This is a genomic window from Nocardioides sp. JCM 18999 (genome assembly GCF_055391175.1).
Genome location: NZ_AP043887.1, coordinates 426517 through 449607 on the forward strand (window position 1 = coordinate 426517; position 23091 = coordinate 449607).

The 23091-nt window shown below is 65.7% G+C and carries 21 protein-coding genes; 13 read left to right on the top strand and 8 right to left on the bottom strand.

The genetic code is table 11. From position 1 onward, the window contains the following. Window positions 1-21: 21 nt before the first annotated feature. Window positions 22-2694, bottom strand: coding sequence for a diguanylate cyclase domain-containing protein (locus ACZ5J1_RS02025; RefSeq protein ID WP_464562021.1), 2673 nt, complete (start codon window positions 2692-2694; stop codon window positions 22-24). A gap of 127 nt (window positions 2695-2821) precedes the next feature. Between ACZ5J1_RS02025 and ACZ5J1_RS02030 the strand changes: the two genes are divergently transcribed. From ACZ5J1_RS02030 to ACZ5J1_RS02045, 4 genes are all read left to right on the top strand, one after another. Next, on the top strand, window positions 2822-3229 hold the full coding sequence (locus ACZ5J1_RS02030; protein WP_464562023.1) for a PNPOx family protein: 408 nt from the start codon (window positions 2822-2824) through the stop codon (window positions 3227-3229). Beyond that, complete coding sequence (locus ACZ5J1_RS02035; protein ID WP_464562025.1) at window positions 3226-3660, top strand: hypothetical protein; 435 nt, start codon at window positions 3226-3228, stop codon at window positions 3658-3660. Before ACZ5J1_RS02030 ends, ACZ5J1_RS02035 begins: the two co-directional genes overlap by 4 nt. Before the next feature lie 150 nt (window positions 3661-3810). Further along, window positions 3811-4074 (top strand): hypothetical protein, encoded by a 264-nt coding sequence (locus ACZ5J1_RS02040; protein WP_464562027.1) that lies wholly within the window; start codon window positions 3811-3813, stop codon window positions 4072-4074. Between the two features lie 264 nt (window positions 4075-4338). Then, window positions 4339-4995: a hypothetical protein gene (locus tag ACZ5J1_RS02045; RefSeq protein ID WP_464562029.1), complete on the top strand. Its 657-nt coding sequence runs from the start codon at window positions 4339-4341 to the stop codon at window positions 4993-4995. Between the two features lie 78 nt (window positions 4996-5073). Here ACZ5J1_RS02045 and glsA read toward each other — a convergent pair whose 3' ends face one another. Then, complete coding sequence (gene glsA / locus ACZ5J1_RS02050) at window positions 5074-6069, bottom strand: glutaminase A (RefSeq protein ID WP_464562030.1); 996 nt, start codon at window positions 6067-6069, stop codon at window positions 5074-5076. Between the two features lie 27 nt (window positions 6070-6096). Continuing rightward, complete coding sequence (locus ACZ5J1_RS02055) at window positions 6097-6486, bottom strand: nuclear transport factor 2 family protein (RefSeq protein ID WP_464562032.1); 390 nt, start codon at window positions 6484-6486, stop codon at window positions 6097-6099. 186 nt (window positions 6487-6672) lie between these two features. On the opposite strand from ACZ5J1_RS02055, the gene ACZ5J1_RS02060 reads away from it, so the two are divergent. Further along, complete coding sequence (locus ACZ5J1_RS02060; RefSeq protein ID WP_464562034.1) at window positions 6673-7128, top strand: hypothetical protein; 456 nt, start codon at window positions 6673-6675, stop codon at window positions 7126-7128. Window positions 7129-7460: 332 nt separating this feature from the next. Here ACZ5J1_RS02060 and ACZ5J1_RS02065 read toward each other — a convergent pair whose 3' ends face one another. Further along, the gene (locus ACZ5J1_RS02065; RefSeq protein ID WP_464562035.1) at window positions 7461-8774 is read right to left on the bottom strand and encodes a type II toxin-antitoxin system HipA family toxin; all 1314 of its coding nucleotides are present in this window, start codon (window positions 8772-8774) and stop codon (window positions 7461-7463) included. Beyond that, the gene (locus ACZ5J1_RS02070; protein ID WP_464562037.1) at window positions 8774-9088 is read right to left on the bottom strand and encodes a helix-turn-helix domain-containing protein; all 315 of its coding nucleotides are present in this window, start codon (window positions 9086-9088) and stop codon (window positions 8774-8776) included. Before ACZ5J1_RS02070 ends, ACZ5J1_RS02065 begins: the two co-directional genes overlap by 1 nt. Before the next feature lie 161 nt (window positions 9089-9249). On the opposite strand from ACZ5J1_RS02070, the gene ACZ5J1_RS02075 reads away from it, so the two are divergent. The 7 genes from ACZ5J1_RS02075 (at window position 9250) to ACZ5J1_RS02105 (ending at window position 18718) form a co-directional block, all read left to right on the top strand. Beyond that, the gene (locus tag ACZ5J1_RS02075; protein WP_464562039.1) at window positions 9250-12774 is read left to right on the top strand and encodes an ATP-binding protein; all 3525 of its coding nucleotides are present in this window, start codon (window positions 9250-9252) and stop codon (window positions 12772-12774) included. A gap of 444 nt (window positions 12775-13218) precedes the next feature. Continuing rightward, a complete protein-coding gene (locus tag ACZ5J1_RS02080; protein WP_464562041.1) occupies window positions 13219-13467 on the top strand; it encodes a hypothetical protein in 249 nt (82 codons plus the stop codon). 368 nt (window positions 13468-13835) lie between these two features. Beyond that, window positions 13836-15182: a competence protein CoiA family protein gene (locus ACZ5J1_RS02085; RefSeq protein ID WP_464562042.1), complete on the top strand. Its 1347-nt coding sequence runs from the start codon at window positions 13836-13838 to the stop codon at window positions 15180-15182. Between the two features lie 199 nt (window positions 15183-15381). Next, window positions 15382-15885: a TIR domain-containing protein gene (locus ACZ5J1_RS02090; RefSeq protein ID WP_464562044.1), complete on the top strand. Its 504-nt coding sequence runs from the start codon at window positions 15382-15384 to the stop codon at window positions 15883-15885. 2 nt (window positions 15886-15887) lie between these two features. After that, window positions 15888-16742 (top strand): macro domain-containing protein, encoded by an 855-nt coding sequence (locus ACZ5J1_RS02095; RefSeq protein ID WP_464562046.1) that lies wholly within the window; start codon window positions 15888-15890, stop codon window positions 16740-16742. Then, window positions 16739-17170 carry an HIT family protein gene (locus ACZ5J1_RS02100; protein WP_464562048.1) on the top strand — a complete coding sequence of 144 codons (432 nt, stop codon included), beginning with the start codon at window positions 16739-16741 and terminating at the stop codon, window positions 17168-17170. Before ACZ5J1_RS02095 ends, ACZ5J1_RS02100 begins: the two co-directional genes overlap by 4 nt. A gap of 444 nt (window positions 17171-17614) precedes the next feature. Continuing rightward, window positions 17615-18718, top strand: coding sequence for a toll/interleukin-1 receptor domain-containing protein (locus tag ACZ5J1_RS02105; RefSeq protein ID WP_464562049.1), 1104 nt, complete (start codon window positions 17615-17617; stop codon window positions 18716-18718). A gap of 168 nt (window positions 18719-18886) precedes the next feature. Here the strand turns inward: ACZ5J1_RS02105 and ACZ5J1_RS02110 are convergent, their stop codons facing one another. Both ACZ5J1_RS02110 and ACZ5J1_RS02115 read right to left on the bottom strand, forming a co-directional pair. Then, complete coding sequence (locus ACZ5J1_RS02110; protein ID WP_464562050.1) at window positions 18887-19189, bottom strand: hypothetical protein; 303 nt, start codon at window positions 19187-19189, stop codon at window positions 18887-18889. 4 nt (window positions 19190-19193) lie between these two features. Continuing rightward, entirely contained in the window at window positions 19194-19442 is a 249-nt protein-coding gene (locus ACZ5J1_RS02115) for a helix-turn-helix domain-containing protein (RefSeq protein ID WP_464562052.1), read from the bottom strand. A 211-nt stretch (window positions 19443-19653) separates the two neighbouring features. Here ACZ5J1_RS02115 and ACZ5J1_RS02120 point away from each other — a divergent pair, with 211 nt between their 5' ends. Then, window positions 19654-20319, top strand: a complete 666-nt coding sequence (locus tag ACZ5J1_RS02120) for a helix-turn-helix domain-containing protein (protein WP_464562053.1) — start codon at window positions 19654-19656, stop codon at window positions 20317-20319. A 4-nt stretch (window positions 20320-20323) separates the two neighbouring features. On the opposite strand, the gene mobF is transcribed toward ACZ5J1_RS02120, so the two are convergent. Continuing rightward, window positions 20324-22891 carry a MobF family relaxase gene (gene mobF, locus ACZ5J1_RS02125; RefSeq protein ID WP_464562055.1) on the bottom strand — a complete coding sequence of 856 codons (2568 nt, stop codon included), beginning with the start codon at window positions 22889-22891 and terminating at the stop codon, window positions 20324-20326. Between the last annotated feature and the right edge of the window lie 200 nt (window positions 22892-23091).

Below are 23091 nucleotides of genomic sequence, written 5' to 3' on the forward strand. Positions count from 1 at the left end.
CCCGCGACTGAGGGGCGGAGCTCAGACCTCGATGGCCTGGCCGCGGCCGGCGTTCTTGGCGGCGTAGAGCGCCGCGTCGGCCCGTGCGGTCAGCTCGTCGGCCGACTCCTGGCCGTCCCAGAGGGCGACGCCGGCGGAGGCCGACTGGCCCAGCGGGGTGGCGCGGCAGATCCGGTCGATGGCGGCCTTCGCCCGCTCAAGCGTCTGGCCCGGCATCAGGATCGCGAACTCGTCGCCGCCGATCCGTGCGATCAGGTCGGACGACCGCAGAGCCGACCGCCAGGCCGCGCTCGTGACGGCGAGGAGCTCGTCGCCCGCCTGGTGTCCGCGCTGGTCGTTGAACTCCTTGAGGTTGTCGAGGTCGAGCAGGGCGACGCAGACCGGACGACTGCGCTGCTTCGCGAGGTCCAGCTGGGTGCGCAGCTCCTCGTCCCAGCTGCGGCGGTTCGGCAGCCCGGTGCCCGGGTCGGTGTGGGCCAGCAGGGTGACCTGCTCCAGGGCGTCGGAGAGCTGAGCGTTCGCGGCCGCGAGCCGCTGCTCGTTCTCCCGGCGCACCCGGGCGAGCTCGAGGCTGCGGGCCACCCGGATGAGCAGCTCCTGCGCGGCGAACGGCTTGGCCAGGTAGTCGTCGACCCCGGCCCGGATGCCCTCGACCGCAGCCTGCTCGCCCGCACGCGCCGACAGCATGATCACGGGGATGGTGCTGGTCCGCTCGTCGCCGTGCAGCGCCTGCAGCAGCCCGAACCCGTCCAGCCGGGGCATCATCACGTCGCTGATCACCAGGTCGGGGACCTCGGCGTGCGCGGTGGCCAGGGCATCGACGCCGTCGACCGCCGTGAGCACTGCGTAGTGCGGCTCGAGGAGCTGGGCGACGTACCGGCGCATGTCGGCGTTGTCGTCGACCAGCAGGATCCGGGGCCGCTCGACTCCGCTCGGGAGGTCCGGTGTGCGGTCAGTGCTGGGAGCCTCGGGCAGCCAGCGCGCGGCCTCCTCGGCCTCGGCGGCGGCAGCCCCGCTCGGGGTCGCGGGCTCGGCTGCGGTGAGACCGTTCGCTGCGGGGATCGTGACCCTGAACGTCGAGCCGCGGCCCTCCTCGCTGACCACGGCGACGTCGCCGCCGTGGCGTCGGGCGAGCTGGTCGACCACGGCCAGCCCGATCCCGGTGCCCTCGATCGACCGCGACCGGGCGCCCTTGACCCGGTGGAACCGCTCGAACAGGGTCGCCAGGTCGGCCTCGGGGATCCCGACGCCGGTGTCGGTCACCGACAGCACGACCGCGTCGCCGTCCTCCCGCAGCGCGACCGTGATCTCGCCGGTGAAGGTGTGCTTGAACGCGTTGGAGAGCAGGTTGAGCACGATCCGCTCCCACATGTCGCGGTCGACGGCGACGGCGTGGGTGATCGGCTCGCAGTCGACGGTGAAGGTCACGCCCGCGCTCTCGACGGCGTAGCGGAAGAGCTCGGCCAAGTCCGTGGTGAAGGCGGTGAGGTCGGTCGGCACGAAGGCCGCCTCGGTCGTGGCCTGGTCGGCGCGGGAGAAGTCGAGCAGCGAGTTGACCAGCCGCAGCAGGCGCAGGCTGTTGCGGTGCGCCATTTCGATCCGCTCGCGGTGCTCCGGTGAGCCCTCGCTCGCGGCGAGCTCGGCCTCGAGCGGCCCGAGCATCAGGGTGAGCGGGGTGCGGAACTCGTGGGACACGTCGGCGAAGAAGGCGCTCTTGACCCGGTCCAGCTCCGCCAGCGCGGCCAGGCGCTCGCGCTCCCGCTCCCGCACGCCGGCACTGGTCATCGCGGTCGTGACCGTCTGGGCGATCAGCTCCAGGAAGCTCTGGTAGTTCTCGTCGAAGACGAGGTGCTCGTTGATCCCCAGCACGATCGCCGCGTCGGACCGGGTGGCGCCAGGTGCCACGATCGGCAGGATCAGCGTCGACCGGGCGCCGGGCTCGTCGAGCCGGATCGGGGTCAGGTCGCGGATCGCGGTCGCGATCGGGGACTCGCCGGCCAGGTCGATCTCCGCCGGCGGTTCCGTGTGGGCGCGGTGGTCGTTGGTCTGGCCCCGCAGCGTCGCCGTACGCCCGGTGTCGTCGCGGCGGTAGAGACGGCTGAACGGTACGTCGGCGAGCGAGCGCGCCAGGACGGCGCCGATGCCGTCGAGGGCCTCGATCGTGGAGCTGGCTCCGCCGATCGTGTCGGAGAGGTCGCGCAGCGTCCGGGTGCGCCGCTCGGACAGGATCCGGGCGGTGCTCTCGGTGACGGGGTGGAACAGGCCCGCGACCTCGCCGTGCTCGTCGCGGATGGGGCTGAGTGACAGGGTGAACCAGCCCTGCTCGAGGAAGCCGTTGCGATCGAGGTGCATCGGCTGGTTCTCCAGGAATGCCGCCCGCCCCGCCCGGGCCTCGTCGAACGCTGTGCCGATGACCGGCCACGCCAGCTTCCAGCACTCCCGGAAGTCGCTGCCGAACTCGGCGGGATGCTTGTCACCGGCGAGGAAGGAGTAGGCCTCGTTCCAGATCTGGACCGCACCGTCGCCCCAGATCAGGTTGATCGGGAAGGAGGACGCCAGCGTCAGCGACACGGTGGTGCGCAGGCTCTCGGGCCACGTGGCCATGGTGCCCAGGGGAGTCTGTGACCAGTCCGTGGCGCGGATCAGCTGCTCGATCGGACCGTCGCCGACGAGCCAGCTCGCGTCGTCACACATCCCGCACCTATCTCGGCCATGTCGCGAGACAACGGGCCCCGAAAGCCACCGACATTGGACGGCGTACCTGCTCGCGCCGCCAGAGTAATCCTGAGAACGCGCGCTCCGCAGGGCTACGGTGAAGACCGTGACCAGGCCCAGGACCATCCGATTCCCCGAGCGTCTGGCCCGGATCAATCGGGTCTTCACCAACCGGGTGATGATGCCGCTCGCGCGCGTCGCACCGTGGCTCGGGATCGTGCACCACGTCGGCCGGCGCAGCGGGAAGGCCTATGCGTCTCCGGTTCTCGTCGCCGTCCGTCGGGACTCGATCGTGATCCCGCTGATGTACGGCCTCGAGCGGGACTGGGTGCGCAATCTGCGGCACGCCGGCACCTTCACGCTCACCTTCCGCGGGCGCGAGCTCGCGTGCGTCGACCCTGTGATCGTGACCGACCCGAGCTCGCTGCCGGACGTGGGCGGGTTCTGGAACTTCTTCAAGCGGCACGTCACGATCGAGGGCTACCTCGTCGCGACCCGCCCGCCGCGCCCATGAAGCGAGCACTGCCCCTGGTCCTGGGACCGCTGTTCGTCACCATCGGCATGGGATGGGCCCTGACCCTCCAACCGGATGCGGAGGTGGGGCCGAGCACTCTCGGGTGGCTCGCGCAGTCCGGCATCGTCGCGGCCGGGGCTGTGGGCGTCGTCATCTACGGACAACGCATGCGCCTGCGGTGGAAGGTCACGATGGCGCCGTACCTGCTGGTGTCGGTGGCCTTCATCGTCTCGCAGGCGTTCGTGGCGGTGGTCGCCGAGTCGGATGCCCTCAGCGAGGGGACCGTGTTCTGGAACGCGATCGCGACGATGGTGGTCCTCGTCTCGTGGTTCCTGTTGCCCATCGTCGGCTTCTTCGGGGGCATCTTCACCGGCGTGCTGGACCTGGAGAGTCGCTACGTCGCCGAGCGGGCTCTCGGCCAGCAGCACTAGAACCTGTTCTCGTATTCGCACGCGCGGTGCCGTGAGCGCTGCTAGCGTCCGCTCGCGGGCTGATGTGTGGGATGGGTCACATCGGTCCGCAGGGTGCCTGTGCGGGAGGGCGCAGAACTGCCATTTCTGATTCCTATGAAAGGCATGTCAATGAAGATCCGTTCCGCCTCCATCGCCCTGGCCGCGTTCGCGTTCAGTGTCGCCACCCCCGTCGCCGCCCAGGCCGCGACCCCGACCGCAGCGCCGACGCTGCCGAGCGCCTGCTTCGGCCTCGCGACCTCCAGCACCGGCCCCGTCGTCGGCCTGGGCTACTGCCCGGCTGGCTCCACCCCGACCGCCATCCCGCTGCTGAAGACCTGCATCGAGCTGGGCACGGTCAACGGCCGGGCGTACGGGATCGGTCTTTGCCCCTGATCCGGTGAGGGCCCTTCCTGTTCGTGACAGCGGGCAGGAAGGGCCGCACGATCACACGTTCTTCGAACTGGGTCGGTGGATTCAGCCACGTGACTAGCAAAAGTCGCACTAGTTTGACGCTGGACACCCGACACCCTGGGAGCAACGATGCGCGCACCTCATCCGTACTCTCGGCGAAGGTTCCGAACGCGGCTGGCCGCTTGGCTCGGTCGGAACGCCAGGCTCATCGTCCCGCTCACCCTGGGTGTCGTTGTCTTTCTGGGCATGCTCGGGTGGCTCGTCGCCACCACCATGCCCGACCGCCCCTTCACCTGGTGGTTTGTCGGCGTGCTCCAAGCCGGAGGCGTAGCCGCGTATCTCCATCTCCTCAATACCGCGTACCTCGCGAATGACACCGAGGCGATCTGGCATGTCCGAGGAGCCTGGGGAGAGGACAACACACGGGATGAGCTTTTGCGCGCGAAGCGGAAGGGCCACATCTGGGGGTGGGTCGACAGCCTCGAGCTTGAGTACGGCGATATCGATCACCTCGTCGTGACTCGCCGAGGCGGACTCGTGGCCATTGACTCCAAGTGGCGGAACAAGGCAGATGATCGAGCAGAAATGGCGCAAGCGGCCAGAAAGGTGGGCCTGCGAGCCGAGGGGCTGACGCGGGACCTCGTCAACGGGGCGGCCCGCGGAAGTCGACGCGCACGGGTGAATCCGCTGAGCGTTCGATCGGTGGTTGTCCTGTGGGGCGCCGATCAGGACTCAGTGTCTGAAGGGGAGAACACCGACGGGATCGACTTCGTCGCTGGACGGAAGCTGGGCGACTGGCTCGCCGCGCTCGAGGGCCAGCCAGTTGATCGGGCTGCTGCGACAGAGGTCCTTCGTGCACTCAGAGCCCGCCGAGCCGCGATGGCTGGCGCCCGGCAGGCCTGACCTTCATCGAACTCGGGAAGGTCAGCGTGCGCGCGTGCCGCATAGGTCCCTGCCCGTCAGTTCTGGCACCTGAGCGCCTCAGGGAGCGACGGACTCGGAGGCGAGTACGTCGAGCCCGAGGCGGCGTGCGAGGTGGCGTGAAGCGAGGCCACCTCGCACGCTGTTCCCTGCGGGATCAAGCGGTGGAGAGTACGTCGCGAGCGCGCCCTTGCCGGGGGAGACGGTGACGATCCCGCCGCTGATCCCGCTCTTGCCGGGCATGCCGACGTCGAAGAGCCAGTCGCCGGAGGTCTCGTAGAGGCCCGCGATCGTCATTACCGCGAGTGCGGCCCGGGCAACCTCGGGGCTGATCACCGGAAGCCCGGTGATCGGGTTCGAGCCGCCGGCGGCGAGCGTTGCGCCCATGGCAGCCAGGTCGACCGCGGTCACGGAGAGGCAGCTCTGCCGGGTGTAGACCTCGACCGCGTCGCTCGGCTCGCAGAACAGGGCGTCGAGCCCGGTCAGCAGGTTGGCCAGGCCGCGGTTGCGGAAGTTGGTCGCCCGCGCCGAGGCGAGGGTCTCCTCGTCGAGCTCCAGCGGGCGGCCGGCGAATCGCGACAGGCCATCGCGGACGTAGGTCCAGCGTTCCTCGACCGAGTCACCAGGGATCAGGCTCGTCGTGGCGATCGCGCCCGGATTGACCAGCGGGTTGGTGCGACCGTGCGGGTCGCGCTCGACGGCGAAGGCGGAGTTGAACGCCATCCCGGTGGCGTTGACCCCGATCCGGCGCCGTACGCCCTCGATGCCGTGGGCCTCGCACGCGAGCGCGAAGACGAACGGCTTGGCCACGCTCATCGTCGTGAAGCTCACCTCGGCGTCGCCGGCCGTGGCCAGCTCCCCGCCGGCCGAGACGACGGCAAGCCCGAACTGGTTCGGATCTGCGCGTTCGAGCGCCGGGTAGACCGTCGAGAGCGCACCTGAGGTCTCGGTGAGGAACTGCGCGTGGGCGTCATCGACGATCGCTTGGACGGCGGCGATCTCCGGGAGCCGGCCGGCAGAGACGAAACGTTCCGGTGCACCGCTGGGCGAAGTCACGCCTCGCACCCTAGACCGGACTGGTGCTCAGGCGGTGGCTTCGCGCGTCAGCTCTGCTGCCATCCGCTCGATCAGCGCGTGAAGCCCCTTCACCGGTCGGACCATCACCGTGAACTCGGTGACCTTGCCGTCCTCGCCCCAGGTGATCATGTCGACCCCGTGCACCGCGATCCCGTCGAGGTCGGCGGTGAACTCGAGCACTGCGCTGTTCTCGGCGATCCACTCGCGCTGGTACGCGAGCGTCGGGCCGAGAACGACGAGGGCAGCCTGGAGGTAACGGCTCGTCAGCTCGGCACCCTCCTGCGGCCGGTGCACCGCCGGGGAACGGAAGACCGCGTCGTCGGCCAGGAAGTCGTCCGGCAGGCGCTTGGCTCGAACGGCGTCGTGCCAGCGCTTCAGGGTGTCATCGGTCGCCACTGGCCCACCGTAGCGACCCGCCCGCCGCTGTTCGAGGTGTGAGTGAAGCGAGCCTCGCAACTCGGAACCTCGCATTCGCTGACGCTCGGTCCCTTCGTCCGCCAAGCTGCCGCTGTGCCCACCATGCGATCGATCTTCCTTCAGGAGGAATGGCGAGACTCGGCGGAGAGCAGGGCCGTGACACGGGTGAGCGACAAGCTTCTGGGCCACCTCAACACGGTGAGCGCGCGGGAGCTCCTGATCCGAGCGAACATGCCGGGGATCAGTAGCGCCGAGGTGCAGGCCACATTCCTCCCCTTCGCCACCGAGCTCGGATTCACGAGTGAGGCGAAGGGGCTCTTCGAGACCTACGAGAACCGAGCCCTCCGCCCGGACTACTTCCGGCCCGAGGGCGACTCCGGGATCCTGATGGAGGTCGAGCGGGGGAAGACGACCACGAACAACATGGACCTCCTCGATCTCTGGAAATGCCACATCTGCGAGCACGCCCATCATCTGTTCCTGATGGTGCCTCAGGCGCTGCGGCACAACCCGACGATGGCGCCGAAGAAGGAGTACGCCGCCGTCGTGAAGCGTCTTGGGTCGTTCTTCACCAGCGGCAACTACACGAACGTGCGATCACTTCACATTTTCGGCTACTGAGCCTGCCGTTCCGGGTCTGCCGCCGTCTACGTCGGGAGGCTTTCGCTGGCCGCTGGTGCTGTCATTGGTGCCATGGCCCTCAGTGTCATAATTACAGCGACCGGTCATTGACGAAAACCGCAGGTCAGAGGCCCTTTTCGCCGTGAATCGTGCCCCGCGATGGACCGGGTGAATCCGGCGAAAAACGGCCGTTTCGAGGCCGTTTGCATCGTCAAGTTGCATCACCGGGCCTGCCTGGCGAGGGTTCGTGACCTTGCTCGAACGCCGAAGCGGAGCGGGGGCCTGCGACCTCCACTCTACCTCGGAGCGGCCCGCCCGGTCGGTCAGCAGAATCAGGCGCTGATCCGGGCCACCTCGGCCAGGCGGGCCGCAATGGCGTCGCGTCGGCCAGGACTGAGTCCGGCGGCGTCGGCATGGGTGGGCCAGTGGGCGACGGCTTCGCTGACCCGGTCCAGGATGCCCTTGATGCCGGGGACCTCGTAGCGCTCGCCGAGGCGGATGAGGTCGGCGCGGGTGATGTCGGAGAACTTCCCCTCGACACCCATCAGGTGATGGGCGAGCCACTTGTTGCTGGGGTCGTCGGCGAAGGTGATGTCGTAGGCCGGGGAGAGCATCCAACCGCCGCTCTCTGGGAGCAGGAACGAGTGGTTCTTCACGTGGTCGTCGTTGTTCGCCGCAAGGATGTTGAGCGCCACGCGGGTGAAGACCTGGGCGAGGTCGGCAGGGGATTCGGTCAGACTGCGCGTCCGGTTGAACAAGCTCGCGTAGTCGTGCGTTCCGACAAGGTTGTAGTCCAGTCCGTCGAGCCCGCCGAGAGTCTGCATGTGGAGGCGGGCTCCGTCGACGCCGGGCCGGTCGAAGCGGCGGGTCATGAAGTGCGCCCGGCCGCCTTCTTCGAGCAGGTGGGTCTCGGCCATGTCGACTCCGGCGTCGCGGGCCATGAGGGAGTAGGCGTACTCGATGCGGCCGAACTCCTGGCCGAGTCCGAAGACGGTGCCCTTGTCGGTGTTCTCGACGCCGTCGAACTTGAGTAGCCACTGTTCGAAGCCGTGGGGGGCCGGCAGGTTGCCCGCTTGGAGGTCGCCGGTGCTGCGGTTCCAGGCCACGACGGCCTTGGCGCGGGCCCCTCCGGCGGAGGAGCCGACCGAGAGGAGTTCTGTCAGTGAGTGGGTGGCTGAGTCGGGGTTGAGGTTGCCCTGGAGTGCTTCGCGGGCGGCGGTGACGAGGTCGGCGAGTTCGATGCTGGTGGGGAGGTTCCGTCGCGGGCCCTGGTCGGGGTGGAAGGTCAAGGCCCCCATCGCCCGTTCGCCCAGGTAGGCCAGACGGTCTAGCGGGGTGACGGCTTCGGGCGTGACTCCTTCGCGGGCGAGGGCGGCGTTGATGATCGCGTTGCCGAACCGGTCGGGCAGTGAGTCCGCGATCAGGCTGGGCAGCCCATGGAAGGTCTCGGTGGGGAGTTGAGGGAAGAGCCAGGTGCGGACGCGGGAGGTGGTGGGCATCTGGGCGGGGGAGAGTTCGATCTTGCGGCGCACCCACGCGGGCTCGTACTCGAAGGCGTAGAGGTTGCGTTGGCGGCTGGCGGCGAGGGCGCCGACGTCATGGCCCCAGGCGCGGACGCGGAGCACGGTGACGGCTTCGAAGGCCATCAGTGCTTCTTCTTCCGTGAGGCGCGCTGAGGTGCGGTGGTGCCTTCCATGGTGCGGGCGAGCGCGAGCGGGCTGACCTCGGGTTCGGGATAGAAGTCCTCGATCCAGTCCTGGCGGCCCAAGGCTCGGGCGACGCGAACCAGGGTTCGCAAGCTGGTGCCGCGGCCGGCCTCGAGCCCGCGGACTGCGCTCGGGCTCACGTTGGCGCGCAGTGCGAGGGTCTCTTGGTCGAGGTCGAGGGCCAGTCGCTGGGCGCGGAACTGTGTACCGAGGAGGAGGATCAGGTCTTCGATCGCGCCACCTTCACTGTTCACATTCGAATAGTAACAGCGCCTGGAAGACATAAATGATTCTTTTCCAACAGTTATCAGCCCAGAGCGTGGAGCGCTCGAGATCGAGCGTTCGCGACCGCCCGCACCTTAGTCAGTTCCCTTGAATCCAGCCGGGCGGGCGGCACACCTGAGATCCTCGGCGTGTGAACCTTATTGGCCGGGTCGAGGCTGCGCTCGATCGCGGTGTGAACGCCGACGTCTTCGAGCGATGCGCTGTCGCGCTCATGGCGAACGTCTACGACAAGGTCGAGCCGATCGAGGGCGGTAGTGATGGCGGTCGCGACGCGGACATCTACGGGCCGATCGCGGACGATCCTGACTCGCGTGGTCGCATCCTCGTCACGACCGGCGACATGCTCGACAATCTCAAGAGCAGCCACGCGATGTGGGAGAAGACCCGAGCCTCTGGAGTGCCCTTCCGGGTCGACCAGCTAGTCATGGTCACACATGCTCCGCTCTCAGACGCTAAGCGGCGCAACATCCTGAAGTTCTGCGAACTGAACAACCTTCCGGTGCCTCAGATTTGGACCCGAGGCTGGCTGCTAGACGCGTTGCGGAAGGACCCGGAATGGCGCGTCGCGTTGACCGGAGTGCAAGGGCGTCTTGAAGCGGTGAGGTCCCGGACAGCGCAAACTTCAGATCAACCGGCGATGATCGGGCGGGCGGACGAGCTCAGTGAGTTACAGGCTGCCGTCGAGCTCCCGGGAGACACCAGCCTGGTGGGTCTCCCTGGAGTCGGGAAGAGCCGCCTGGTCTCTGAGCTCGACGGCTCGATCCACCAGATCGAGTGGCGCGCGCGGGAGCATCTAGCTGATGACCTCGTCGCCACCGCCCCCTCCATTGTCGTGCTCGACGACGCGCATTTGCACTTGGATGTTCTCGAGGAGCTTGTCCGCGTGCGCGTCAGGGAGCAGCTCTCGTTCGGGATTGTTGCCGTTCTTTGGCCGGGCGCTGAGTCCGATGTCGAGCCGCTGTTGGAGATGCCAACGCGAGTTCAACTTGACCGCCAGCCGCGGGCGGAGATCGACGAGCTGATCCAGCAGCTCGGCATTCTTGGGGTACGCGCTCGTCAGGTGATCCTTGACCAATCGGACGGCAGGCCGGGGTGGGCGTCGGTCCTCAGCGAGCTAGTAGTCGATGGCAACGGTGAGGGCCTGACGTCGGGGCAGTATCTACTTGACCAGGTGGCCGGGCTATCGCGATCCATTTCGGGGACTGCTGCACTCAATGATGCTCTCGCGTGCATCGCAGCGCTGGGAACGGCATCCCTCGAGGATCTCGAGACTGTTGCGGCCGTGACAGGTGCGGGCTACGCCGACCTCGTCTCGTGGCTTGAGGCGACTGCTCAGGGCGGCATGGTCGCGCGGACGGGAGATTCCTGGACCGTGTTCCCGGCTCTTCAACCATTGATGGTTGCGGCATGGTTCTTTGGCGTGCGTAAGACGCGACGCTGGGAAAGCATCGTGACGCGCTTCGCCCCGGATCCAAGGTTAGATCGGACGCTGCTCCAGATCGCGGGCCTTGTGCCGGGCCGAGAGGCTCTTGACCTCGCGGACAAGTGGTTCCTCGCGGCTGAAGCGAGTGGCACGAACGACGAAGCGGTGCTCGGGCTGGTCGCGTTGTACGGCCAACTCACCGAAGGGGCCGCCGACCGGGCAGCGGCGCTGGCGCGGCGGGTGCTTGCCGCGCCCCGTGAGATCGAGACGAATGCCTTCGGTACGCGCTCCGATCCCATCGGAGACGCTGCGACCGACGTCTTGGTCTCGGCGTTTCGTCGAACCTGCTCGAGTGAATCAACGAAAGGCCTGCTCGACCTGACGATCGAGGACGATAGGCCCCGTCATAGTCACCCCGATCACCCGATGCGAGCTGTCCAGGAGCTGACGCAGTACCTCGATCCCGATATGGGGCCTATCTCTGAACTCCGGGAGCGAATACTGGGCAATGCACTCGACTGGTTCGATGAGAACCCTGGGGAAACGCGTTGGCGAGTGCTCGCAGAAGCGGCTTCTTACATCTTCGATCCGCACGTCGAGGGCACCTGGCTGGACCCAGGGAGCCATCGCAGCTTCACGATCGCGAGGGGAATCGAGACAGCAGACGCCGTCGCCAAGCTCGTTAGCCTCTGGGACGAGATTGACTCGCGCGTACGCGGTGCCGTCGGATCAGAGTTGTCCCGCCCCGCGGCCTCGCATCTCTGCGAAGTGTTCCGGGTGTGGTCGTCTCTCTCCACAGGCAGCGTGGATGAACGACAAGCGACATCGCCCCAACTCGAAACGGTCGCCCGCGAGGGAGCCGCGCGGGTACTCAAGACCCTGGCTTACCTAGCTCATCGATTCCCTGCGATTCCAGTCCGAGTGAATCGTCAACTGGACCTGATTGCGCTTTGGAGCAACGGTGCGAGTGGGTTCGATGCGCTACCAATTTTGGATGACCGCATCGCGCGGTTCGTTGGTGTCCGAGAGCCTGACGATGACATCGAAGAATGGATTGCAGAACGTCGCCGTGAGGAGGACGCCCTGGCCATGGAACTCGCCGGTCTCGGCGCCAGAGACGGCTTGAACGAGTTCGAACGACTCTTACTTGAATCGGAGGTGCTCGATGGGCACTACGGCGGGGATGGCCTCGCAACGCTCCTAGCTGAGCATGTGGCTGAGCCAGCTGCCTGGCTTCGCATAGCGGTCGACAGCGGGATCCGCAGTGTCGTCGGCCCGATGTTAACCAGAGCTCGAGCGGATCAGCTGGTAGTCGATGACTTGGTGGAGGACGCTCTCGGGGACCTCAACCTGCGTGACTTGGTGCTGCGCGTGTTCTTCCACGAGACGTACGAACTCGACTCGGTCGCGCAGTCAGTCCTAGCCGCTCTGCGCAAGGGCGACGCTGCCATCGCTGGAGACATTTGGACCGTTGATACTGCGACCCCGATGCTTCGTGCCTTGATTGTTCACCCGCTCGCCGAGGTTCGGGCCGCGGCGGCTGTCTCCTTCGGGGAGGGAACCAAACACGGCCCCCAACTTCCCGATGGCCTGCGTCAAGAATGGCGTGCCGCCTTGGTCGGTGCCGATCCTGAAGACCTACCGCATCACTCACGGTGGCGACTTGAGAAAATCCTCGCATACGCGGTCACCTCGGATCCCGAACTATGCGCAGAATGGTTCATTGCAAACGCCGAGATGCGTTCTTCGTCGTATCGCTTCCGTGGCCCAGTGAAATCGTTCTCAGAGGTAATTCGGGCGTTGCCTTCTGCGCAGAAGCGGCGCATTTGCACGCAGCTTCCTGCCGCTACCTTGATCAGGAGCGGATTCGCCGGTGACTTGCTCGGGATGGGCGATGGGGTCGCTGCCGAACTCCTCGCCGAAGGCGTTGTCGAAGTCGACCTGTTGCTTCGTTCGATGAGCGGGCGCCGTGATCATACGGTTGAGGGTCTTGCGCCATTGCTGGTCGCAGCTGGGGTCGACCCCGAGGTAATCGCCGGCAGGGCGTTGATGACTCGCGAGACGTCTGGATCTGTGGCTGAGTCCATCCGAGGAGATCTGACCTTCTTCGCTGGGCTCAGTGCGCGCCGGCCAGAACTGGGACGCGTTTGCGAGGTTGCCGCGTCCCGACTACGGACGGAGCTAGACGAAGCCGTGTCTGAGGAACGGATGGAACATTTGCAAGGCTGGTAGACAAAGTCGGCGTCGCTAGACGATCGACCGAAAAGTGCGACGTGGGCGGATCGACACGGCGTACGGCATCGGTAACTAAGTCGTCCATTCCTCAAGGCTTCTGCGGCGCTCCGCCATGATCGCAGCCGGCCGCACGAACTCCGGGACAGAGGCGTCGTCGGCAGTCATCGAGGAGCCTGAGCAAGCCTTGGCCGCCCCAGCTTGCTACCGGTAACGCGATGACTTGTGCGGTCCTTGGGTTCCAAGACACAGGGGCGCGACCTTCGGCTGCTGCCTAGTCCGTGTCGGCAGTTGCTCAGCCAGCACGCGGGGTGGGCAATCGCAGCTGAACACATCGCGAAACGTCATACCTGGCGTCGCCTGGGGAGCTTGGCCCGTCGCTCGCCAATGCATCAACCAGTGAGTGATTCCGTATTCGTCGGAACCGATGTCTGCTCGCATCGTGTGAAGGAGATCGAGTTGCGAGCGGTCGAGGTGTCATCCGAAAAGGCCCTCTTCGCCATCAGTCTGGTTGAAGCAACGGACCATCTGAAGCGTTGCCACGACATCGGCGGCATCGACCAAGTCGCGGATCTGATCGTCGAAACGGCGGGCCCGGTCGAGGACATCACCGATTCGCCCGGCGGGCCGCAAACCAGAAGAGCCACACCGGAGTGGGCAGCCCAGAAGAGAGTGAGCCCGCTAGGCACCTAGACCAAGTCTGGCCAGACACCGGTCCTTCCAGAAGTCTCTAGTAGCCCAGATCGACGCAGCGGCCGGATCTGCCGCGAGACAGCCGTTCGAGACGTCGAGCAGGGGGTCACGCGCAGTCGCTTTGAACGCACTTGAATGGGCGTTGACCGTGCATGGCGCGTCCACGATGTCCTGAGACTTCACACAGCAGAGTTCGTGATGCCATCGCCGCAATCCAGCATTTCTCCGACGAGCTGGACCGGGCGGCATCCAATACACGGGACGAGCACACCGCCCTGCACCCCTGAGCTGTCTCCGAGGGCGCGTGGTCGCCGAGGAATCCTTGCAATGCGCCCTCAAGGGCGGCTATCCCTACCTACCCTCGTCGGATGACATCGCACCCGAAGGTATTTCTTAACGGTGAGCGTTGCCAGGTGTGGGCGCTCCACCGCGATACAGGCGAGCCTCGGTACATCGAGGTCGGTGAGGCCGACAGCCTTCGGCCGTACGCAAAGAAGCACCTCCGATGCCCCTATCCCGGATGCGACGTCGAGATATCGACCCGAGGCGGATCGAGAAGAGATCACTACTTTCACCCCAACACGACGCCGCATGAGACCGAGCCTGAGTCGGAATCGCACCTCGCTGCAAAGGCGATGATCGCCCAGTGGCTCGCCGGCGTCGTGCCGGATGGTGCGACAGTCCAAGTTGAGCAGACAGTGAAGGACCCCAACAGCGCACTTCACCGGAGGCCGGACGTCATCGCCACAGGCAGGACAGGAGCCCAGGTCGCGTATGAGGTCGAGTACAAAGCCTGGGCGGTCGACGACTGGCGCAAAAAGCAGGAGGACCTCGATGCAGCATCGATCACGACCCTCTGGCTAATCGGCCACACTCGCGTCCGACCCGCGAAAGCCATCGGATGCGCAGCCAACGAAGTCGTGCTCCCCGAACTGGCCGCAGCGATCGCACGCGCAGGAAAGCCGGTAGTCCTCGTTAATCCGGTGACCCGCGAGATCGGCACGCTGACAGACAGCACCGGCGCCGCCTGGTATGACGGCAGCGGGCACGCTTGGCTTCATATTGATCCGCTCGACGAATGCCGGTTTAGCGCCCGGCACGGCATTCGTACGCCGTCAATGCTTCCGATCGAGGCCGCCGAGAGGCAACAGGCGGAAGTTGAGGACCAACGGCAGCAGTACCGCATCGCGTGGGCGGCGCTGTGGGAGGCCTCGCCACTCCGCCAAACCTTCATTGACCGATGGGGTTCAATCCCCGAGGACCTCGCGATGACGAAGGGCTCCAACGAAGGCGCCTGGCAGGGAACCTCACCCGCGATCGAGGCGGCCGACCCGCTCTGGCGCGCACTGATCTACGAGGACCTCGTACACAAGAAGACCGAACCCTTCGGTCTAGTAGCCGCCGCTGAAGCCTTGGAGAAGAACGGCATTGGATTCGATCGCCGTGCGGCCGATGCTCCGATAAATGCCTGGCTCCTTCACCTCGCCGCCGCTGGCTTGATCAAAACAGTCGGCTTCGCTGATCGCTATCGACTGACATCACGCCCGTTCCATCCGACGGGCCACCAGATCGGTGATCAGCTTGACGTGCCGGAATTGACTTTGGTAGAGAAGCGAAAACGCGCTGCCGCAGCCCGGGTCGCCGACCGCGAATCCCGGGCGCGCACAAAGTTGGTCATAGATACCGACGGCAAGCGGCGCTGGGTTCCGAAGTAGGTACGTCTGTTCACCCGCAATGGGCTACCACAAGGCCGCGACCACTCCCGCGCTGTTAAGCCCCAAAGCGGACGTGGCCGCACCACCGCATCGGTCCAGAGCAGGCCTCCGAAGCCATGCCTTAGCGGCGTGGGCGGCTGGTTGTGTCGGACGCCTCTTCTAGGCTGTGACACTCAGGTCGGCAGCCGACAGGAGACCCATGAGTTACCGCAACAAGACCTACGTGGCATTCGCAAGCGAGAATATTCACCTCTACCGCCTCATGGAGGCCTGGCGAGAGAACGACAAGATCGACTTCAGCTTCCTCGATGCACACGACCTCTTCGTTTCTCGTGACACGAGCAAGCCCGAGACCATCAAGCGCAACCTGCGTGAGCGGATGAAGAACGCCAAGCAGGTGGTCATCATTGGCACGCCGGAGGCGAAGAAGAAGGGTGGCGACGGTGTCTCGTTCTTCGCATACGAGGTCGCCGTGATGATGGAGTTCGACCTACCCGTGGTGATCGCGAACCACGACGGGGACAAGAACATCGACAAGAACTTCATTCCTGCTCCGCTTCTCAACGCCGATTACTACACGTTGTCGGTGGCCTTCAGCCCGAAGATCATCAAGTTCGCGCTTGACAATTACGCCGCGGTCTACCCCTCCAGCGCGAACAAGGGGCCTCACTACTACAAGCAGGAGATTTACGACAGGCTGTGAGCGTGACTTTCACTCGTGACCTGCGGAACCGCCGGTTCTGGCTTGGTCTTGCGACCCACACATTCGTTGCGCTGGGTATTTTTGCGGCGGTGCTTGGGCTATTCGATCTCTTCTGGCCGGACAAGCTTGACCAGTGGGGCACCCCCGGGGTTCTTGTGGTCCCGGCGCTGTCGCTCGCCTACGCAGTAGGTAGGTCGTGGCCGTACCCGGTTGAGCAGCACTATTCGACGCCCGACACGAAGATCCGGGTCGTAACGGGTGACCTGTTCGAGCAGGGAACAAGCTTGGTTATTGGAATGGCCGATACCTTCGACATCGAGACGCCGCACATCATTGCGACGAACAGCGTCCAGGGTCAGTTTCTCGATCGGGTCTATGCCCACGATGTTGGATCACTCCGCTCGGAGCTTGACGCCGCGCTCGCAGGCAAGCCTGTGGTTGGATCGGTCGCTAAGGCGGGCAACACCGACCGCTACGCGCTTGGCACTGTGGCAACGATCAGCCACCACCGGACAAACTACTTCTGTGTCGCGTACACGAGCCTGGATGAGCACAACAAGGCTTCCTCCTCCATGGGTGTGCTGTGGGAGGCCATGGAACGGCTCTGGGACGAGGTTCGCCGACGCTCCAATGGAGAGGCCGTCTCTGCGCCGGTCATCGGCCTAGGTCAATCCGGCATGTCCACGGTGTTGCCAATGCAGGATGCGGTTCGCTTCTTGATCCTCTCGTTCATGTTCGCCTCGCGGAAGGAGCGGGTATGCGACGAACTGGTGGTCGTTGTTCGGCCTGAGGACGAGAAGCGGCTCGACCTGCTTGAGATCCGGGAGTTCCTTGCCTCGCTTCGAAAGTACTCATGAGCCACATCGTTCTTCCAGATGCGTTTCCATGTGCCTTCTGCGACTACCTATCGGGCGCGCGTCCATACACTGTGGTCTTCCGGGAGGAGCTTGCAGCCATCCTTGTAACCCGCGAGCAGCGGGGCGCATCCCACGTTCTGGTTGTCCCCGTCAGGCATGCTCCGACCGTCCTAGACCTAAGGGATGATGAATCCCACGCTGTCATCGACCTCACGAGGCGGGCAGCTTCAGCCATTGACCAAGCCGACAGGCGACCAGGCATCAGCATCTGGCAGAACAACGGCGTGGAGGCAAACCAAGCGATCCCGCACTTTCATATCCACGTCGCGGGAACAGTTCCAGGGGGCGGCACCGAATGGGACGACGTCGACGAGCTCAGCATCAGCGAAACCGACCTGATCGCGGAGCGTCTACGCCCGTATCTCTGAGCGGCGCTGGAGCAATGCCTATTGGGGAGTGTCGAACCGCCTTCGCGAGCAGCAAGTCCGCACTTTGCCGTCCGGTCCTTACATCCACGGTGAATTGTGCACAGGTGTCCCACTGGCTGGTGGTCCCCACACAGCATGTTCCGCCATGCTGGAGCCCCAGGACGGCGAAGCACGTTCGGCGATGGACCTCCTCCGTAGGGCAGCGATGGCGATTGACTCCGCGTAGCAATCCTGGAATCTGCATCTGGCAGAACAATGGGGCCGACGCTCATCAAGCGATCCCCCACCTTCACTTCACGTCGCAGGCACGGTCGATGGTGGTAGCACGCAGTGCGGCGATGTGAACTGAGCATCGCGGAGACTGACTCCATCGCCGATCGCTTGCGACCGCACCTTTAGGCTAAGGCCCCACGCCCGAAGCGCGGTCATTCTAGACTTCGGCCAGTGATCTTTCTTTCCCATTCCCACGCGGACCGCCGCTACGTTCACGAGTTAGCATTCGAGCTCAATCAACGAGGGCACGACGTATGGGTCGATGAGACGCATCAAATGCTTGGCGACACCCTGTGGCCGCCGATCGAGGACGCAATCCATGGGTCGGAGGTTTTCCTACTTGTGGCTTCCGAGACGTCCCTGGCTTCCCCGTTCGTACGAAAGGAAATCGGATTAGCCCTGAACAGTCCGGCCGCGCCCAAAATCATCAGCGTGTTGGTCGACGGCGTCGCGGGCAGCGATCTACCTCAAGAACTTGAATCGATCGTTTACATGTCGAGCGGCACGAGTGCGACCGTCGACGCGAGCCGAATCTCGGCGGCCCTCGGCGAGCCCGCTCCAGAGCCGAGCCCCTCGCTTTGGTTGCAAGTTGACGGTGAGCGATTGCGTCACGCGCTTGGGGCGTTGCCGTCCGCGGCCGAGGAGCCTGGTCCCGTTATCCTCTTGAATGCGGATTACAAGAATCTCGCCACCGAGATCTTGGAACGAGCTGATGCCCAAAGGTCATGGCTCGCTGTAAACCCGGGCGTCGCCGAAGAATGGGTCGTCTGGATCGAACGTCTTCCGGTCCGAGTGCGCAATTCCATGCGACTGGTTTCCGAGCTCCTCGGTCGCTATCTAAATTACCGCACCGACGATTCCTCGGAGGGACGTTTTCAGCAAGCGATGTCACTAGCTGCAGTCCGTCATTTGGCTATTTGCCTGGACAGAGCGCTAGTGGCGATGACTTACCTCGGTCAGCCATCGGAAGCGAACCGAGATGCCGCGGTCTCGGCACGGAAACCGATCGCCGACCCAAATCCCGAGGGCATCCGGGTCGACCTTGTCTGGGGTTCGATAGACGTGAAGGCACGATGCCCGTCCTATATCGAACGCATCGACCTACCATTTGGGTTGGCTCCTGCTTATCGAGTTGTAATGGCACATGACCTTGGCACGATGGTTGGCGACGCATTGGCTGCGCGAACTTGGCCCCGCGCAGACGAGACGCGGAACGAGACGCTGTTGGAGATTGGTATTCCGGCCCTTACGGACGTAAAGATCGGTCCGGCATAGGGGTAGGCGGTTTGGTAGACCGGCACGTTTGCGTGCGTCGCGCGAACCGGGACGGCGGTTGCAGGTGCGTCGATCCGCCGCGTTCGACCTGGTCGGCCAGAGCGAAACTCAGGTCAGGTGCAGGGCGCCGGCGAGCTCGCCGGCGCCCTGACCCGTAGGGTCCTTCTCTCAGGCCGATCGTCCGCGACGCTTCGGCTGGGGGAGCAGTTCGGCGATGCCCTCGAACTGCGGGGCCGCCGAAGCGAATGCTTCGATCGAAGCGGATTCGGCCAACGCGATCCGCTTCTCTTCCCAAGCGAGGAGTTGGTCTAGCCGCCACAGGTTGGGGTGGGTCATCAGAGGGGCCGGGATTAACGCCCGGTCCTTGAGGTTCTCGTAGCCCTGGGTCGTTCCCCAGCCGTAGCGCCTGAGCACGTCCTTGGAATGGAGGAAGACGTGGCGCGGGTCGTCGACGTCGCGGATCGGTTCCATCTGATCAGACCGCCTTCGGCCGCTCGAGCACCGGCTTCTCCGCGATCCGCTGCTGGCGGATGAAGCGCCGTACGTCGCCGACGGTGGTGTAGAGGGAGCGGCCGATCTTGAAGAAGGCCGGTCCATCGCCGGTCTGGCGCCACCACCGGAGCGTGTTCGGTGACTTCATCAGGATCTCCGCCGCCTGGTCGAGGGTGAGGAGATCGTCGTCGTGGCGCTCCCGGAAGGGAACATCGTGGGTGTTGGTGTGCATGACCACTCCTTCTTGGTGAGGGTCCGCGGGAGATGCGGACAACAGTGAGGTGCACGAGCCACACCAACCGGAGGTGCAAATAGATTCAACCGGATATGCGATTCTGGTGGAGAGCGCCGAAGTTCCCCCATACGGAGGAGGGTCGGCGGCCCGATCGGGGAGCCGAGGGCAGCCCTGGCTGGGTACATCCGATCGGAGTTATGGTCGACGGATGGATCGGTCGTACCTGATCGAAGTCGCCCGTCGAGCCCGCGGACTCACTCAGGTCGAGTTGGCGAAGGGGGCCGGTACGTCGCAGGCGACGCTGTCGGCGTACGAGCGAGGGGTGAAGTCCCCGACGCTCAAAGTGGCCCAGCGGATCATTGAGGCCGCCGGCCACGACCTGAGCCTGGCGATACACGTGGACTGGACCGAGCATCATCCGCAGGGGATCGTGCCGTTCTGGGCGCCGAGCATCCTGTGGGGCGTCGAGACCCCGACGTGCTTCGCGACGTTAGAGCTTCCCAACCTTATCCAGGTGGGCGGGAAGAGTACGTGGAACCTGCGCGACCGCGAGGAACGCATAGGCGCCTACACACAGTTGATTCGGCGCGGGCTCCCGGAGCAGATGATCCGTTGGATCGATGGCGGTCTCCTCGTCGACGTGTGGGAGGAGCTCGACCTGCCCGACCCGGTCCGCGAGGCGTGGTTCTGGCCGATCAGACTCGCTCAGGAACCGCTCGAGATCGACGCCCTGAGCTACTTCTACGACGAGGACCGGTACCGAACCTCGCGAGCGAGCATCCACAAGTGGACCCCGCTGCCACCACCGCCACCGCGGCCGAAACCGAAGCCGCGGCGCTCGAGATTCGACCCGCGTCCACCACCCACGGATTAATCGCTCACATCCCGAGCCCCGGCCCGCGCGAGGGCGCCGGCGGCCGGGGTGTGAGGTTGGGTGGCGGAGTCGTTGGCCTCGAGCGTCGCAGCGGCGGTCGGGACACGTACGGACGCTGCATCGGCCGGTAGCGCTCGACTGCCTCGGCGGCGGCTTCACGCGCGTATGTCGGCCCGAGGTCGGCGCGGTCGCGGCTGAAGACACCGATCCATTGCTCGCGTGCCTCCTCGACGGAGTCGGCCACTAGGTGGGCGACGTTGCTTTCGCGGCCACGGGTCATTCCGACGTACGCCGAAGCGGCGCCGGTGTGCTCGCCGACGACGACGTGGCTGACCGGGACGGTCGAGCCCTGGGCGCCGTGGACCGTGGTCGCGTACGCGAGCTCGACGTGCTGGCGCACGTACTCGGGCGTCAGGACTCGGCGGCCCGCTTCCCCTTGGATCGTCAGTTGGCCGCGGTCGTTCGCGATGACGGTCCAGGTCTCGCGGTTGGCGACGTCGGCGTCGCGGTCGTTGCGGCGGGTCGCGATCCGGTCGCCGACGCCGATCCGTTCTCCGGCAGCGGTGAGAACGGCGTCGGTGACGTCCCCGAAGGCGCGGCATCGGGTCTGGGTGAGCAGGTTGACCTTGGCTACCTGGTCGCGGGTGTCAGCGACCACCAGGTCGCCGACACTCGCGCGCTGCGCGAGCTGGCCCTGACGTTGGGCGTCGCTGGCGTGGACCACGATCTCGCCGCGGCGGAGAAGTTCGTCGAAGACGTCGCCCGGCCGGTCGCCGGTTCGCATCCGCAGCGAGAGGTCGGCGTACTCGGGATCGGTGAACCGACGGACGTGGTCGAGCTGGCTGACCCGGTCGGGGGCGTACCGAGCTGCGAGGTCGAGGAGGCCGCCGCGGCCGACGGCCGGCAGTTGGTGGCGATCGCCGACGAGCATGACGCTGGCGCGAGCCTCATCGGTGATGCGGAGGAGCGCGCGAGCGGTGTCCTGGTCGACCATCCCGGCCTCGTCGATGACCAGCAGGTCTCCGGCGCGCAGCCGCGCTCGCGTGTCGGGGGAGGAGGTGACGCGAGTCCACCGTCCGTCCTCGTCCCAGCGGAACCCGTGTTGGTGCAGGAGCCAGGCGGCGGAGTACGACGGCGCCCCGATTGCGCCGGAGGCGACCTGGGATGCCTTCCGGGTCGGGGTGACGACGACCATTCGATGACCGTGGCTCTCGACCTGCTGTCGGGTGGTGGCGAGTCGGGTCGTCTTGCCTGCCCCGGCGGCGCCTTCGATGATCGACAGGGCGCCTGCGCTGCCGCGTCGATTGATCCGGTCGATGAGCTCTCGCTCCACCGCGACGACGCGGTCGGAGGTTAGCGAGCGGATGTGCTCGGGCACGTCGGCCTGCTCGAGGAGTCGCTTCGACGAGGCAACGGCGCGCGCGGTGAGGTCTTCGGCCAGCTCGCGGCGAACGACGGGATCGATGGCCTCTCCCGTTCCCGCGATGATCCGCTCGACCTCGCCACGTAAGTCGGCCTCGTTCCAGGCCGAATGCTTGGCAGCGAGGCGATGAAGGGTGAGGTCGACGACTGCGTCCCTGTTGAGTTCGCCCGGCTTCAGGTACTCCGTCACGGTGGATGTGGGCGGGGGAGTGAATCCGCTCTCGGTGAGGTCTTCGATCCACCGGCGCCGCAGGTCCTCGCCCGAGATCGGGACGACCTTGTCCGGGCGGGCATCGGCCCACGCCCGGCGGTCCCATGCCTGGCGCAGGGCCGGCCCTGGCTCCTCATCAGGGTGTTCGTCGCGCCACTCGGACTCGTAGGTTTCGATGTTGGCCTCGATCTGGCGGGCGCGTGCGCTGAAGGCGGCAACGTACGACGCCAGCTGGGCGACCTCGCCGGTCTCTGGGTCGAGGTGGAATCCGTGGGTGGCAAGTGCGTCGCGGAACTCGGGGTTCGTCATCACTGCGGCGTGTCCGATCCCGTTGATCGCCTCGAGGCTGTCGCGAACGCCGACGGTGTGGATCCCGCGCCATGCCCCGGCGGCGAAGACTCGTGCGTTGATCTGGAGGTGGAGGTGTCGATGGGGGTCGCCGGCTCGGGAGGTGAAGTGTCGGACGACAGCTGCATCGAGCTGCTCCACAGGTACCTGCACCTGTCGGCCGCGCGGTCCAACTCGGGTAGTGGCGTGGGTCCCGAGCCAGGTGACGATCTCGTCTGCGGCAGCCATCTGGGCGGCGTCGTACGCCTCGGCGATGTCCGGATGCAGGGCAGCGGCGAGCGACCAGGTCTTCGGCCCGTTGACCGTCACCTCAAGGAACCGCACGGCTTGGTCGTCCTTGCGGAGCCGGCCCTTGGCGGCCCCGGTGTCAACGTCGAGGCCCGCGACCCAGCGCTCGTAGGTATCGCCGTCCAAGTCCGGGGACCGGTCGAGAATGACGGAGCCGGTGTCGGACCTGCGTCGCGAGATGACGTGCATGGCGAGGCCGCTGCCCTCGGCGAGGTAATAGTCATCGGCACGCGATCGATCGGCCTCGACGTAGTGCCGCGCGGCCGCAGCTGCGCCGCGATAGATCTTGAGCCCGCCGTGCATCGAAAGCGCCTCCCGCAACAACCGTCGACAACCGTGTTTCCGCAGTTCAGGGGGTCCTTTGCAGTCCTCCCGTTACCTACGTTCGTAGCATGCGTGCCGCTTGGTTGGGAGGGTGAAGCGGCCTGAAAGGAGGACTAGTTGGTGAGCCGTCGATTGCTAGTAACGGTGGGGAGTGGACGCGGCGGAGGAGGCACGATCGG

What these genes read in the sequence shown, in the direction of transcription:
- ACZ5J1_RS02025 (WP_464562021.1), bottom strand. Translation starts at nt 2,694, where the DNA reads ATGTGTGACGACGCGAGCTGGCTCGTCGGCGACGGTCCGATCGAGCAG.
- ACZ5J1_RS02035 (WP_464562025.1), top strand. Translation starts at nt 3,226, where the DNA reads ATGAAGCGAGCACTGCCCCTGGTCCTGGGACCGCTGTTCGTCACCATC.
- ACZ5J1_RS02040 (WP_464562027.1), top strand. Translation starts at nt 3,811, where the DNA reads ATGAAGATCCGTTCCGCCTCCATCGCCCTGGCCGCGTTCGCGTTCAGT.
- ACZ5J1_RS02045 (WP_464562029.1), top strand. Translation starts at nt 4,339, where the DNA reads ATGCTCGGGTGGCTCGTCGCCACCACCATGCCCGACCGCCCCTTCACC.
- ACZ5J1_RS02065 (WP_464562035.1), bottom strand. Translation starts at nt 8,774, where the DNA reads ATGGCCTTCGAAGCCGTCACCGTGCTCCGCGTCCGCGCCTGGGGCCAT.
- ACZ5J1_RS02085 (WP_464562042.1), top strand. Translation starts at nt 13,836, where the DNA reads ATGACATCGCACCCGAAGGTATTTCTTAACGGTGAGCGTTGCCAGGTG.
- ACZ5J1_RS02090 (WP_464562044.1), top strand. Translation starts at nt 15,382, where the DNA reads ATGAGTTACCGCAACAAGACCTACGTGGCATTCGCAAGCGAGAATATT.
- ACZ5J1_RS02100 (WP_464562048.1), top strand. Translation starts at nt 16,739, where the DNA reads ATGAGCCACATCGTTCTTCCAGATGCGTTTCCATGTGCCTTCTGCGAC.
- ACZ5J1_RS02110 (WP_464562050.1), bottom strand. Translation starts at nt 19,189, where the DNA reads ATGGAACCGATCCGCGACGTCGACGACCCGCGCCACGTCTTCCTCCAT.
- ACZ5J1_RS02115 (WP_464562052.1), bottom strand. Translation starts at nt 19,442, where the DNA reads ATGCACACCAACACCCACGATGTTCCCTTCCGGGAGCGCCACGACGAC.
- ACZ5J1_RS02120 (WP_464562053.1), top strand. Translation starts at nt 19,654, where the DNA reads ATGGATCGGTCGTACCTGATCGAAGTCGCCCGTCGAGCCCGCGGACTC.
- mobF (WP_464562055.1), bottom strand. Translation starts at nt 22,891, where the DNA reads ATGCACGGCGGGCTCAAGATCTATCGCGGCGCAGCTGCGGCCGCGCGG.